Here is a 14897-nt window from a genome sequence, read left to right as displayed (position 1 = left end):
AGCGCGATCAAAATGATACTAGATGCAGATATAAAAGCACAACTAACCCAATATCTTCAACTAATGGAGAACGATATCTTACTTAAAGTTAGCGCAGGATCCGATGACATATCTAAAGATATGTTAGCTCTAGTTGATGAATTAGCTACTATGTCATCTAAGATTACAGTAGAAAAAGCTGAGCTTGAGAGAACACCAAGCTTTAGCGTGAATCGCATCGGTGAAGACACTGGAGTAACTTTCGCTGGTATCCCTCTAGGACACGAATTTACTTCATTAGTGTTAGCTTTACTGCAAGTTAGTGGACGAGCTCCAAAAGTTGAACAAAAAGTAATCGATCAAGTAAAAAATATTCAAGGCGAATATCATTTTGAATCTTATATCAGCTTAAGCTGTCATAACTGCCCGGATGTTGTACAAGCACTTAACGTAATGAGCGTTCTTAACCCTGGTATCACACATACTATGATTGACGGCGCTGCATTCAAAGAAGAAGTGGAAAGCAAAGACATCATGGCAGTACCAACTGTTCACTTAAATGGCGAATCCTTCGGCAGTGGTCGTATGACACTTGAAGAAATTCTAGCTAAGATGGGTAATGGCCCTGATGCATCAGAGCTTTCTGATAAAGATCCATACGATGTTCTTGTTGTCGGCGGTGGCCCTGCTGGTGCAAGTGCAGCTATTTATGCAGCACGTAAAGGTATCCGCACTGGTATCGTTGCTGAACGCTTCGGTGGTCAAGTGATGGATACGATGGGTATCGAGAACTTCATCAGTGTAAAACAAACTGAAGGTCCTAAACTTGTAGCAAGCCTTGAAGAACACGTAAAAGAGTACGACATTGATGTAATGAATCTACAACGTGCGAAACGTTTAGAAAAGAAAGAACTTATTGAAGTGGAACTTGAAAACGGCGCTGTTCTAAAAAGTAAGAGCGTAATCGTTTCGACAGGTGCTCGTTGGCGCAATGTTGGCGTACCAGGTGAAGCTGAGTTCAAAAACAAAGGTGTAGCATACTGCCCTCACTGTGACGGTCCATTATTCATTGGAAAACACGTAGCAGTTATCGGCGGCGGCAACTCTGGTATTGAAGCAGCAATCGATTTAGCAGGTATCGTAAAACACGTAACTGTTCTTGAGTTCATGCCAGAATTAAAAGCTGACGCTGTACTGCAAGAGCGTCTTCACAGCCTACCTAACGTAACTGTTCTTAAGAACGTTCAAACAAAAGAAATTACTGGTACTGACAAAGTAGACGGTATTTCTTATATCGATCGTGAAACTGAAGAAGTTCATCACATCGAATTACAAGGTGTGTTCGTTCAAATCGGTCTTGTACCAAATACAGATTGGTTAGGCGAAACGGTTGAACGTAATCGTGGTGAGATCGTTACAGACAAGCACGGTGCTACAAATGTACCAGGAGTGTTTGCTGCAGGTGACTGTACAAATAATCCATACAAACAAATCATTATTTCTATGGGATCAGGTGCGAATGCAGCTTTAGGTGCATTTGATTATCTAATCCGTAACTAATAAAACAGACGTGGATTTTAAAAGAGCAGGTGCCTTTGGCACCTGCTTTTTTGAGTTTATCAAATAGTAAATAAAATTATATCAGCGATAATTCAAATATATCGATCGGTTCTTCAATTATATCGGCGATTTTTTCAATATATCAGCGATTCGACAAGGAATATCGACTTAACGACAAATATTGATAAATACATTCTTCTTCCACCTTCTATTTTACGATCCTAATCTATAAATTAAAAACCTCTCATTCCCATTCTTCTCATAAGCTCCCGGCAACCTAATTTCCTTCTTCAGCTCAAAAGCCGTCTGATTCTCTAAGAAGAAAATATAATCTTCAGAAGGATAATATAAAATAAGATCTACATGCCTCTCCACCGCTTCTACCGAAAGCAAAATGTTATTCACTACATTCATAAACACCTGCACAGAAAATGGATTAAAGAAATAAAATCGATTATCACGCGGATCAATTTCGTATTCTTGCGCTAAGCAACATTCAAATTGAATTTTATCTTTACTATTCCTTGTCTTTCTCGCGTAACGTTCACGATTCTCCATCGCTTCTTTATAAAATGTCTCATTCATTTCAATGCCAACTGCTGAAGCACCGCATTTATGATGCATGTAAAAATTCAATCGACCTTTCCCGCACCCGAAGTCTACAACTCGATCGTTACTACTTATTTCATATTGGTTCAACAGTTCTTCTAGCCCACTATATGGCGTTGGTTCATAGCGATGATAATGCAAAGATTTATTGAATCCCTTTTGTTCTCCTGCTGTTTTTATATTTAATACTGCATCATAATATTGTTCGTTCATTGATTTTCTCCTATTAAGAAATAATACTTCAATTATACACCACAGAAAAAAGCCTGATAAAATCAGGCTTTCACGTTAAATCAATAATCATTTTAAAGCTTTCAATACAGTTTGCTTCAATATTTCTACCCCATCCATTATGCAACTATGATCAAACTTCATATACGGATGGTGTAATCCAGGTTGTAAGTTTGCCCCTAGTCCAAGCATAACTGCTTTTAAATAGGGTCTTTTCACTGTATAGTAATGGAAATCATCACTTCCTGTCGTATACAGTGGTCCCGTACATCCCTCTTCCCCATATACTTCTAGAATACCTTTACGCATAAAACGCTCAGCTTCTTCTGACACTTCCGCTCCTGGTGCGAGATCAACCCACTCATAAGAAATTTTAGATCCCATTGATTCAGCTGACTGAATTACGTGCTCTATTTTTCGCTTCAATTCATCTAATAATACATTATTCTCTGCCCTTACATCTAAACCAAAATGCCCATTACCTGGAATAATATTCAAATTTTCACCACCAGCTTGACATCTCGTCATCTTAACAGAATGTGACGTTTGCGGCGGTAACCATATATTTTTCAACCCAATATTAATCATAGAAATAACATCAATCGCGTTCACACCTTGGTGTGGTCTTGCCCCGTGTGCATCATCCCCATGTATATGAGCTTCTAAAAATCCTGCTGCTCCGTGACGAATAGATGGTGCCGCTTGTTTTAAAGGTAATTCTTCAATTGGTCGCAAATGAACACCAAATAAGAAATCAACATCATCCACGGCACCTTTCTCTACCATCTTTAAAGCACCATTTCCTTTTTCTTCTGCCGGCTGAAAAATAAATCTAACTGTGCCACTTTCCCATCTCATATTCTTCAATTGTAAAATAAGCCCCATCACAATTGTCATATGAGCATCGTGGCCACATGAATGGTTCGCTTTAAATTCTCCGTCTACTTCTTGCCACAGTGCATCCATATCAGCACGAATCGCAATAACTGGATTCCCACTTCCAACTTCAGCAATCACACCTGGGCAATCATCAAATGTTTTATATGAAATTCCTTCTTCTTTTAGAAAATTAGTAATATAAGTTGTTGTTTCATATTCCTTCCAGCTCACTTCAGGATTTTCATGTAAATGCTGAAAAATTTCCGTTACACGCTCTTGTAGTTCTAATGTTTTCAACGTTTCATTCTCCTTCCCAAATTACAAACCATCAAAGTTAATTATATTTCTGAAAAAACAGATGTTTTTACGAACATATTGAATTTTAAGAAAAAAGTCAATTATTTATTTTTAAATGTTAATAATACCTGATTTCCACTCATTTTATAAAAGTATTTATACAAATGAAACATTCTATATTTTCTGTTTTTTATTGACGCTTACATATATCTTTAGTTATTATAACCTAATAAGCGTCTATTTTGCGACAATTCTAAAAATAAGAACAAACATAATAAGGAGGAAATTTATGAAAAAAGATATACCTTTTTCAGTAGCAATTATCCCTATTATCATTACAGTTGCAGTTATGATGGTTACAATTGTTGTATTAGAACAAAGTCCTCACGTTCCACTTATTATCGGTACAACCGTTGCTTCTATCGTTGCCTGGCGTTACGGTTATAAATGGAACGACATTGAAGAAGCAATGTATAAAGGAATTCGCCTCGCATTACCCGCTATCGTTATCATTATCCTTGTTGGTTTAACGATTGGTGCTTGGATTGGCGGCGGAATCGTCGCAACAATGATTTATTACGGTTTAAAGCTTTTAACTCCATCACTATTTTTAGTTTCAATTACAATTATTTGTTCTATCGTTGCATTAGCTATCGGTAGCTCTTGGTCTACAATGGGGACAATCGGCGTTGCTGGAATGGGCATTGGCCTAAGCATGGGAATCCCAGCTCCAATGGTTGCTGGTGCCATTATTTCTGGTTCTTATTTTGGCGATAAAATGTCACCGCTTTCAGACACAACAAACTTAGCCGCAGGATTAACAAACACAGATTTATTCACTCATATTCGTCACATGTTATTTACTACAATTCCAGGCTTAATTATTACTCTTATCGTTTACGCTTTCTTAGGAAGAAGCTTTGGTGCTAACAATATTGATGCGAAAAGTATCGATCAAACATTACAAGTACTACAACAAAACTTTGTTATTTCGCCTTTCCTATTAATCATACCTGTGATCGTCATGGTATTAGTCGCAAAAAAAGTTCCTGCTATACCAGCTATTCTCGTAGGTATTATTTTAGGATTCTTATCACAAGTCTTCATTCAGGGCGGTTCTGTCTCAGCATCTGTCGGTGCACTCCAAAATGGATTTGTCATAGATACTGGAAACAAGCTAGTAGACGAACTATTTAACCGTGGTGGCTTAAATTCTATGATGAATACAGTTTCTATGACAATTGTCGCTATGACTTTCGGCGGAGTATTAGAACATACTGGTATTCTTCGTGCAATTGTAAATCAAATTTTAAAATTAGCAACATCAGCAAAAGGGCTTATTGCTTCTACTATCGCTTCTTGCTTTGCAACGAACCTTACTTGCTCTGAACAATATATTTCAATTGTTGTTCCTTCAAGAATGTATGCAAATGCGTACACAGAAAAAGGACTACATTCTAAAAATTTATCCAGGGCATTAGAAGATGGTGGAACATTAACTTCTGTTTTCGTACCTTGGAATACATGTGGTGTATTTATTCTCGCAACGCTTGGAGTAGGCGCCTTTGAATATGCTCCTTATGCTATATTGAATTTCATCGTTCCTATTATCTCAATCATCTACGGTATAATTGGCTTCACGATTACGAAACTGTCAGATATTGAAAAAGCAGAGCTACTGAAAAAACAAGAAGCTCAACTAGAAGCTTAAAATTTTTGAAACGAATACATCGGTAAATTCAGTTCATATATTGCACGAGGACGCCCTTGTTGATAGGGCATTTCCTCGCCGCAAATATTTGCATACCCATAATCAACTAATTTCTTTAACAACCTTTCTGTCGATCGCCGAGTCACTTGCAAGTACTCAGAAAGATCAGCTGCTGTAAATTTCAACGATGGATGCGATTGACTAAATTGAATGATTTTTGACAAGTTTGCTGGACTAAGCTTTGTTTCCTTCGCTATTTTAATTAATTCCGGATTATCGTTTTTTAAACTTTGTACTCTCTGTTCTTTTGGGAACGGACCAAATAATTCTTTATCACTTGTTAGTATATAAAAGCAGCTTTCTACCGGATTATTCTTTGCGAAGCCTTGGGCGATTTTTGCATTTTGCTCCGCTTCGTTTACTGTTTTTCCGTAACCAAATCCAATAGCTATCGCTCCTTCTATATTCATAAATAATTGATTTAGCGTATTTGTTTTTATAATCGATTCGATATCACCACGAGTTGTATACAAAATAAATGTCATTTCATCAACTTGTTTAAATGAACCACGTAATTCTTTTGAAATTACATTTAATTGTTCAAGCGAGCTTTCTTGTAACTCTATAAAGGATATAATACAAGCACCAACAGTAGCTGAATGGCTTTTTGCTAACTCAGCTTTTATTTTTGCATCTTTTAGCCCTTGTATAATCGATTTCGTAGGGTCAATCATACGCTCTGCAGGAACACCTAATCTTTGAAGTTCATCGTAGACAGCGTGAATACTTGTTAAAGCTAAATCAACCGCTCCTGATTGATATTTAGCCAAATGAAAATCAGTGATTTTCATAATTTCATCATTACTCCACAACATATTTTCATAATCCATCACTTGCGGAGTTTCTTTTAGACCGATATCATTGAACACATTTGTAATAAACGAACGATTTACTAAATCAATTGAAATTTTATGAGGTTGAATACCTTGATGATATACTATAGAAAGAAGTGAAGATGCGACAGTCGTCTCGTCTTGCTGCAAATATACACTTGGAATTGTTAATTGTTCTCTTATTTCTTTTGCCATATAATAAGGTAAGGCACCTGAGAAAAAGATAACATCGCAAGGTTTTAAACGCCTTAATATTTCAGAAGATTCCGTCGGATGAAGGTAAATATATGGATCAATCTCTATTTCTTCTAGTTTATGAGAAAAAGATAAAAGATTCTCCATAAACTCCTTTGAACCGATAACTGCAATTTTTATCATTATATGCTCTAACTCCTTATAATTATTTAACGACTATTTAACGTCAACTATATCAAATGCACAAAAGCATTGTAAACAGGAAGGGGACTATCCAATGAAAATTACAGCAATCCATCTTTACGCTATTCGTTTACCACTTCGAGATCCATTTATTATTAGTTATGGTACTTATCATGATATGCCTTCAATTATCGTAAAAATAGAAACAGATGAGGGAATTGTCGGTTACGGCGAAGGAGTAGCCGATGATCATGTCACAGGTGAAACATGGGAAAGCACCTTCCATGTTTTAAAACATACATTAGCTCCGGCCCTAATCGGTGTAAACCCAATGAATATCGAAAAGATACATGACGTCATGAATCAAACGATTTACGGAGTTCCTACCGCAAAAGCTGCGATTGATATCGCTTGCTTTGATATAATGGGAAAAAAATCAAATCAGCCTGTATACCAATTAATTGGTGGCCGCTATCATGAAGAATTTCCAATTACTCATGTTTTAAGCATCGCTTCCCCAGAAGATATGGCAGAAGAAGCTGCTTCCATGATAAACAAAGGGTATCAATCTTTTAAAATGAAAGTGGGAACAGATGTCAAAAACGATGTAGAGAGAATTGAAGCTGTACGTGAACGAGTAGGAAATGATATCGCAATTCGCGTTGACGTAAACCAAGGCTGGAAAAACAGCGCTACTACATTAACTGCCCTGCGCTCACTTGGACATTTGAACATTGATTGGATTGAACAACCTGTTATAGCTGACGATATTGATGCGATGGCTTACATTCGCTCTAAAACAGATCTTTCCCTGATGATTGACGAAGGATTAAAAGGTTCACGTGAAATGCGCCAAATTATCGGGATGCAGGCCGCTGATAAAGTGAATATTAAATTAATGAAATGTGGCGGCATATACCCTGCTGTTAAACTAGCTCACCAAGCAGAAATGGCTGGAATTGAATGCCAAGTTGGTTCCATGGTCGAATCTTCTATTGCTTCTTCCGCAGGATTCCATGTTGCCTTTTCGAAAAAAATCATTACAAGTGTTGAACTAACAGGACCATTAAAATTTACGAAAGATGTTGGGAACCTCTCCTATGATGTACCTTTTATTCGCCTAACAGAAAAACCTGGATTAGGCGTTGATATGAATGAAGATATACTAAATGAATTAACCGCTTTTCAAGAAACGATTCGTTAAAGGAGGCCCACCATGAATATTCTTTATGAAGGAACATTAAAACAGAATGAACAAATATTCAAAGTTGCACGATTGTCTATCGATCATATCGAGCAAATCCTATCATTACAGGATATCGTAATTGAAGCATTAGAAAATAAAGATAGCTTGCAACCTCTTACGTTAGAAGAATATCAATATATATTAGATGAGAACGGCCTAATGATTGGTGCATTTGTAGAGCAAGAACTGATCGCATTTCGCGCTCTCTTAGCTCCACCTATCGATGACGAGCATTTAGGACTTGATATCGGTTTAACACATGAAGAATTAGACCGCGTCATCTATCAAGAAATATCAAATGTTCATCCAAAGTGCCGCGGGAATGGGATGCAAAAAATATTGGCGAAAGTGATTATGGAGCAATTAACACAATCAGACAGCAAATATGATTACGTTTGCTGCACTGTTGCGCCGTTTAATATTCCTAGCTTGAAAGATAAGTTTGCGCAAGGGATGGAGGTTGCGGCGTTGAAGGAAAAGTATAGTGATAATCTTCGTTATATTTTTGTTAAAGAATTGCGGGCAAATGACAAGAAAAATTGGATAAGTATTGAGACACTTCAAATGAGTGATGTAGTTGGGCAGCAGAAACTTCTAGTAGAAGGTTATCGTGGTTATGAGATGAAACATCGTGATGGGGATTATTTTGTTCAGTTTGGGAAATAGGGCGGTATTTGTTACTCCTTAATATTCAATTATTTTTAGTGATTTTGTTTATTTTAATATAGGAGAAAGATAAGGTTCCCTTCTTAAGCTGTTAAATAAAATTCTACTTTCTCTAAAAAGAACCCTGATTAAAATTAGGGTTCTTTTAACGTTCTAGAATGGAGAAGCACCAAAAAAGAATTGATAAATAACACAGTGCCTTAAGAATGCATAATCTACATAGGTATGAGTTTAATTAGCTATGGAGGTACAAGAATGATAAAATTCCAATCTTTTAACGGTACCATAACCATGATTAGTGATTTTTTGATAGGGGAAAATGATGAAGGGGCGGGTTGTTATAAATTAGTATCAGTAGATAATGGATTTGGAACTTTAGTAAATTTCGTAGTGGCACCCACTACTTACTTTGTTGACAATGCAATAGTGGAAGTAGGAGATAGAGTAACTGGATATTATGATGCAAATGCGCCTGTTCCCCTCATATTCCCTCCACAATTTCGAGCAATTGTTATGGCAAAAGATATACCAAATCGAAATGTAAAAGTAGACTATTTTAATAATCAGTTAGAGAGTAACGATGGCCAATTAAGATTAAATATTTCCCCACATACTCAAATTTTATTAATAAATGGGCAACCCTTTACCAGAATTCCTGTAAACCGAAACCTAATTGTTGTCTATGGCGCTACCACCAAAAGTATACCAGCTCAAACCACTCCCTATAAAATTATTGTAATGTGTTAGTGGTGTATAATCATTAATCAGTATTTTAAAATGGATTCCAAGTATTTACTCTTGCTGATGAATTTAATTTTAACCACTATGATAACGTGGAAGAAAAATAAATTCAGCTGCATATTCCTTCTTACCCTTCAAAAATCAACAAGAGCCCCTCCACATGGAGAGGCTCTTAGTCATATATCTACTCTTCTTTTTTAATAAACCAAGCCACACACTCCACATGTCCAGAGTGTATGCGGGAATACAATGGAATGTTTGTGAGTTCAGTTATAAAAGAAGAAGCAATTATAAACTAAAACTGTAATGCAATAGTAATCGCTCCAACGATATCACTGCTAAACAGTCATTTTCCAGCTTGATAACGCTAACCAGTTTTCCATTTCCTTATAATCAGGCATTATTTTCCCAACAAGGCGCCAAAAGGATCGATCATGATTTAGATGGACCATATGACACATTTCATGAACGACTACATAGTCAATCACCCGCTGTGGTGCCATTGCCAGTTTCCAATTAAACGTTAACTGTAGGTTTGAATCACAGGTACCCCAAGTACGGTTACTATCTGAAATACGGATGGAACGTGGCTTTGTTTTAAAGTTACTTTGATATGATTTAATACTCTTCTCCACTAACGCTTTACACTGTTTATAGTAAAACCGCTTTAAAGCCTTTTGTATTTTCTCATTCTCAAGCTCTTTCACATAAATGTGTAGCTTATTCCCTTCAAAAACTGCATTGTCTTGCTCAATGCTTACATCTTGAGAAATCTGTATCGGATATGTGTTCCCTAAATACAGAAAACCCTCTCCTTGATCATACCCCTTTTCCTGTGGACCGCGCACTCGCTCCTGCATTTCCTTACGTGTTTTCTGAATCCAATCCCATTTCTCCTCTAACAATTGGACTAAGTATTCAACAGGCGTTCCTTTTGGAGCTTGTACTTCCACATTCCCGTACGAATCTACATAAAGACGTACTGATTTTTTCTTCTTATAAGTTATATGAAAATTAATTGTCTCACCTAAATATGTATGTACCATTTCATCACCTAGCGTATTATTTTTACAAATAAAAAAGAGTAGGATACAAACGTCCTACTCTACCTATTATATCATTTACTTTTTTAACAGACTTATCATCCTCTATACTTTACAGCTAATCCTTTAATGAAATTCCTTGCATATCTATCGCCGCACTCTTTGTAATTCTTATGGCCTTTTTTTCTTAATAGAGCGCCTAACTCCCCTTTTGTTACCTTAACGCCTACGTTATCTAATATATCAAGTACATCCTCACTCGTTAAAGATAGTGCGATTTTCATTTTCTTTAAAAGAAGGTTATTAGCACTCTCATTGCTCTGTACAGGTGCCGGTTGTCCTGGTTTCGGATCTTGCTTTCCTCTTTTTAAAGTAATAAATCCATTTAAAAATGCCTCTAACATCATCATATCGCATGTTAATACGTACTCATCTTCGGCCACATCAGCGTTTTCAGCTTCATGCTGAGGCGCTCTCTTTATTTTTGTAAGCATATCAACTACGTCTTCTTTCGTTACTTCCATACCACCAAGTTTAAAGATTTCCACCATATCTATATCTTTTATATCCATAGCATATCTTACTCTTTTTAATATATCGTTGTTGCTCATTGCCATTGTTAGTCCTCCTAAAATGTTGATTATTTCTCTAACCGTCAGAGTGTATTCTCTAACGTGCTTTAAAAAACTATTATGTTAAGTATAATTTTCAAACTACTGGCCGCTAAATTAATACTTTAACATTTTATATATTCTATTATCATTCTTTCAAAAATTAATAGCGCTTTGATATTAGACATTTTATCCCGATTAAAGTTTCACTTTATAATAACATTCTCAAATATTTTTCGAAGTTAACTCCTTCTACTTCAGGAATTTGCTCCAAGGAGGTATCATGAATGGCCGCTGTTAGAAATGCCTCTGCAAGCTGTACAGATTTTTCTAGGTCCTCTCCTCGCATCATGCTTCCCATTATGACAGAAGCAAATAAATCACCCGTACCAGAATAACTTTTACCATTATACAGAATTGCGTCATAAAAGGTTTTATTCTCGTCCAAATACATATTCCCGATAAACTGCTTATCTGGATTTGCTGACGGTGGATTCACGCCAGTTATGATCACCTTAGCATCAGTTTCTTGCTGCAATGTCTTTCCAGCTTCTTCTAACGCTTCGATAAAATCACTTTCATTTAAATAGCTATATAGTTTTTCATAAGATAATCCGGTTAATAGACAGCACTCCGTTACATTTGGTGTAATCACATCTGCACATTTCACAAGTTCTCTCATTCGTACTAACAATTCTTCTGTAAAAAGTTTATAGGCCTCACCTATATCCCCCATCACAGGATCAACAAGCAAGATATTTTCTTTTGTATGAAATTTATCTAAAAAACGAAAAATATTATCAATTTGCTCTCGACCAGTTACGAAACCAGTATAGATTCCGTCAAAGGTTACATGAAGCTTGCTCCATTCCTCTTCGAAATATTGCATTTTAGATGTAAAATCTTCACAAAAAAAACTTGGATAACCTGTTTGTGAAGACAATATAGCAGTTGGTAAAGGACATGCCTGCACCCCCATTACCGAAAGAACCGGAATCGCGGCTGTTAATGAACATTTTCCAAAAGATGATAAATCCTGTATTACAGCGACTTTTTTCATAATAACCTCCATAAGATCTATCCCACTTAAGCTTTATTCATATTATCACAAATAAAAAATGGAAAAAATCACCAATAATCCCAAAGGAAACTATATCTTTCACTTTCAACTAAGTTAAAGAATTTTCTAATACTAAAAAACTTACGCCTTCCATTCTACATTCACGAGTAGAAAGCGTCTCTTATAATATCGCTTGGAAATATTCGAATTCAATATAGTTTCGTTAATCCTTTTCAAAAAACTTAAAAAAGCAGCGCCCTCTTATCAGAGAGCTGGCTGCTTTATTTTAAAATAAGTACACATGAGTTGATGCGATTCATTTCCCCTCTAACTTTTTGAGAGTTACATCATTTCACTGTTCCCTGCCTCATCAACACTCTTTTCAAAGTTATCAAGCAATGCACGCACTTCATCTGTTGATTTCGTGCTCATCAATTGATTTCTTAATTCAGCAGCTCCATGGAATCCTTTTACATAAATTTTGAAAAAGCGATGAAGCCCTGTGATTGAACGTGGCAGTACTTCCGCATATTGATCTTGAAGATCAAGCTGCAGTCTTAAAAGATCAAGGTATTCTTTACTGCTATGCTCTTTTGGCTCTTTTTCAAAAGCAAAAGGATTCTTAAAAATACCTCGCCCGATCATAACACCATCAATACCATATTGCTGGGCAAGCTGCAGCCCGGTTTGACGGTCAGGAATGTCTCCATTGATTGTTAGTAGCGTATTTGGTGCAATACGGTCACGTAATTTTTTGATTTCCGGAATTAGCTCCCAATGTGCATCTACTTGGCTCATTTCTTCTCTTGTACGTAAATGAATAGAAAGGTTCGCAATATCCTGTTTTAAAATATGCGTTAACCACTCCTCCCACTCATTTAACTCCTTAAAGCCAAGTCGTGTTTTCACGCTGACAGGCAGTCCGCCCGCTTTTGCTGCTTGGATAAGTTCTGCCGCAACGTCTGGACGCAGAATAAGGCCACTACCTTTCCCTCTCGATGCCACATTCGGTACAGGGCAGCCCATATTAATATCGATGCCTTTAAATCCTAGCTCTGCCATGCCAATACTCATTTGACGGAAATATTCGGGATTATCCCCCCAAATATGTGCCACCATTGGCTGTTCATCTTCTGTAAAAATCAAACGGCCACGCACACTTTTCATACCCTCTGGATGACAATAGCTATCCGAGTTTGTAAACTCTGTGAAAAATACATCCGGTCGACCGGCTTCACTTACTACGTGACGAAAAACAACATCTGTCACATCTTCCATTGGTGCAAGTACAAAAAATGGTCGTGGTAAATCACGCCAAAAATTATCTATCATTTCAAACTCAAATCCTCTCACTATGGTTACAACTTCAAACTCACGACCCAAAAATATTAAGCTAAATGTTCCACTTATATCATGCTTCATAACTTATTATCAAACACAAGTATATTTGGACATTTATAATTTGTGAAAATTGGCCATGTTTATTTTAACTAAAATCGTTCCTGAATGGTATTTTTATAAACCAAAAAGCAGATGGTATAGATTTTTTCTATATCAACTGCTTTTCTATTATACCAACTTAAGCCAAGCCACACACTCCACATGAGTCGTATGTGGGAACATATCAACAGGCTGAACTTCCTGCGTTTTATATCCGCCTTCTTCTAATACTTTTAAGTCACGTGCTAATGTTGCTGGGTTACATGATACGTATACAACACGCTTTGGCTTCATATCAATGATTGTGTTTAGTAATGCTTCGTCACAGCCTTTACGCGGTGGATCAACGACCATTGTGTCGGCAATTACGCCTTCTTTGTACCAGTTTGGAATGACTACTTCTGCTTCTCCTACACCAAATTCAACGTTTGTCATGTTGTTTAGTGCAGCGTTTCGGTTTGCGTCTTCGATTGCTTCTGGGACGATTTCAACGCCGTATACTTTTTTCGCTTTTTGCGCTAGGAATAGTGAGATTGATCCGATTCCGCAATATGCATCGATAACTGTTTCGTTTCCATCTAATTTTGCGTATTCTAATGCTTTGTCATATAGCACTTTCGTTTGTTCTGGGTTTACTTGATAGAAAGAACGTGCTGAGATGGCAAATTTGATGTCACCGATAAAGTCATAAATATATTCTGATCCATATAGGACTGTTGTTGTGTCTCCGAAAATTACGTTTGTACGTTTCGTGTTTACATTTTGAACGATTGATTTTACATTTGGGAACTTCGCTGTAATTTCTTCGATAATCGCCTTTTTATTTGGAAGATCTGCCGTACGTGTGATGAAGACAAGCATAATTTCCCCTGTTACTTGTCCATAGCGGGCCATTACGTGACGAAGTGTTCCTTTATGACGTTCTTCGTTGTACGCTGTGATGCCGTTCTTTTCACAAATACGTTTTACTTCTTGAATTAGCGTATCGTTCTCTTCTGCTTGAATTAAACACGTTTCCATATTAATGATGTCATGCGTTCCTTGGCGATAAAAACCAGCCACAAGTCCGCCTTCACGTTCTCCAATCGGTACTTGCGCTTTGTTTCGATAAACCCACGGATTCTCCATACCGAGAACAGGATGAACCGGTACATCTTGAAGTCCACCGATGCGCTGCATTACGTCACGCACTTGTTTTTCTTTCGCCTTTAGTTGTCCTTCATATGTTAAGTGCTGAAGCTGGCAACCACCGCATTGGTTGTAAACTGGGCATTCTGCATCCTTACGATATGTGCTTTCTGTATGAAGCTTCATTAAACGACCAAATGCGAAGTTCTTCTTTACTTTAATAATTTTAATTTGTGCTTCTTCACCTGGTAATCCGTTTTTGACGAAAATAGGATATCCTTTCACTTTCGCAACACCGGCACCATCATGTGTTAAATCTTCAAATACTACATCTATAAACTCGTTTTTTTCAACTGGTGGCGTCATTTTAGTACTCATTTTCCGACCTCTCTTTTTCATAACACTGCGTTACATTTTATCATACT

Annotated in this window: 13 protein-coding genes; 5 read left to right on the top strand and 8 right to left on the bottom strand. The window is 36.9% G+C overall.

Features of this window, described 5'->3' with window-relative positions:
• Positions 1–12 precede the first annotated feature (12 nt).
• A complete protein-coding gene (ahpF, locus tag AAIE21_RS23695; protein WP_343269008.1) occupies positions 13–1539 on the top strand; it encodes an alkyl hydroperoxide reductase subunit F in 1527 nt (508 codons plus the stop codon).
• 213 nt (positions 1540–1752) lie between these two features.
• Here ahpF and AAIE21_RS23690 read toward each other — a convergent pair whose 3' ends face one another.
• A complete protein-coding gene (locus AAIE21_RS23690; RefSeq protein WP_343269007.1) occupies positions 1753–2361 on the bottom strand; it encodes an SAM-dependent methyltransferase in 609 nt (202 codons plus the stop codon).
• 87 nt (positions 2362–2448) lie between these two features.
• Complete coding sequence (locus AAIE21_RS23685) at positions 2449–3555, bottom strand: M20 peptidase aminoacylase family protein (protein WP_343269006.1); 1107 nt, start codon at positions 3553–3555, stop codon at positions 2449–2451.
• A 289-nt stretch (positions 3556–3844) separates the two neighbouring features.
• Between AAIE21_RS23685 and nhaC the strand changes: the two genes are divergently transcribed.
• Positions 3845–5266 carry a Na+/H+ antiporter NhaC gene (nhaC, locus tag AAIE21_RS23680; RefSeq protein ID WP_343269005.1) on the top strand — a complete coding sequence of 474 codons (1422 nt, stop codon included), beginning with the start codon at positions 3845–3847 and terminating at the stop codon, positions 5264–5266.
• On the opposite strand, the gene AAIE21_RS23675 is transcribed toward nhaC, so the two are convergent.
• Positions 5263–6540 carry a transcriptional regulator gene (locus AAIE21_RS23675; RefSeq protein ID WP_343269029.1) on the bottom strand — a complete coding sequence of 426 codons (1278 nt, stop codon included), beginning with the start codon at positions 6538–6540 and terminating at the stop codon, positions 5263–5265. The two genes, nhaC and AAIE21_RS23675, sit on opposite strands and share 4 nt — an antisense overlap.
• Before the next feature lie 91 nt (positions 6541–6631).
• Between AAIE21_RS23675 and AAIE21_RS23670 the strand changes: the two genes are divergently transcribed.
• From AAIE21_RS23670 to AAIE21_RS23660, 3 genes are all read left to right on the top strand, one after another.
• Positions 6632–7741, top strand: coding sequence for a mandelate racemase/muconate lactonizing enzyme family protein (locus AAIE21_RS23670; protein ID WP_343269004.1), 1110 nt, complete (start codon positions 6632–6634; stop codon positions 7739–7741).
• 12 nt (positions 7742–7753) lie between these two features.
• Positions 7754–8449 (top strand): GNAT family N-acetyltransferase, encoded by a 696-nt coding sequence (locus tag AAIE21_RS23665; protein ID WP_343269003.1) that lies wholly within the window; start codon positions 7754–7756, stop codon positions 8447–8449.
• Between the two features lie 255 nt (positions 8450–8704).
• On the top strand, positions 8705–9196 hold the full coding sequence (locus tag AAIE21_RS23660; RefSeq protein ID WP_343269002.1) for a hypothetical protein: 492 nt from the start codon (positions 8705–8707) through the stop codon (positions 9194–9196).
• Positions 9197–9528: 332 nt separating this feature from the next.
• Here the strand turns inward: AAIE21_RS23660 and AAIE21_RS23655 are convergent, their stop codons facing one another.
• From AAIE21_RS23655 to rlmD, 5 genes are all read right to left on the bottom strand, one after another.
• Complete coding sequence (locus AAIE21_RS23655; RefSeq protein WP_343269001.1) at positions 9529–10236, bottom strand: M48 family metallopeptidase; 708 nt, start codon at positions 10234–10236, stop codon at positions 9529–9531.
• Positions 10237–10331: 95 nt separating this feature from the next.
• Positions 10332–10850 (bottom strand): YehS family protein, encoded by a 519-nt coding sequence (locus AAIE21_RS23650; RefSeq protein WP_343269000.1) that lies wholly within the window; start codon positions 10848–10850, stop codon positions 10332–10334.
• A gap of 205 nt (positions 10851–11055) precedes the next feature.
• The gene (locus AAIE21_RS23645) at positions 11056–11904 is read right to left on the bottom strand and encodes a pyridoxamine kinase (RefSeq protein ID WP_343268999.1); all 849 of its coding nucleotides are present in this window, start codon (positions 11902–11904) and stop codon (positions 11056–11058) included.
• A gap of 342 nt (positions 11905–12246) precedes the next feature.
• Entirely contained in the window at positions 12247–13236 is a 990-nt protein-coding gene (locus tag AAIE21_RS23640; RefSeq protein WP_343268998.1) for a tRNA dihydrouridine synthase, read from the bottom strand.
• Between the two features lie 237 nt (positions 13237–13473).
• Positions 13474–14850: a 23S rRNA (uracil(1939)-C(5))-methyltransferase RlmD gene (gene rlmD / locus AAIE21_RS23635; RefSeq protein ID WP_343268997.1), complete on the bottom strand. Its 1377-nt coding sequence runs from the start codon at positions 14848–14850 to the stop codon at positions 13474–13476.
• Positions 14851–14897 lie beyond the last annotated feature (47 nt).

Source organism: Paenibacillus sp. 102 (assembly GCF_039549175.1).
In the GTDB taxonomy this organism is placed as follows: domain Bacteria; phylum Bacillota; class Bacilli; order Bacillales; family Bacillaceae_G; genus Bacillus_A.
This window is presented reverse-complemented; position numbering and strand designations above follow the sequence as displayed.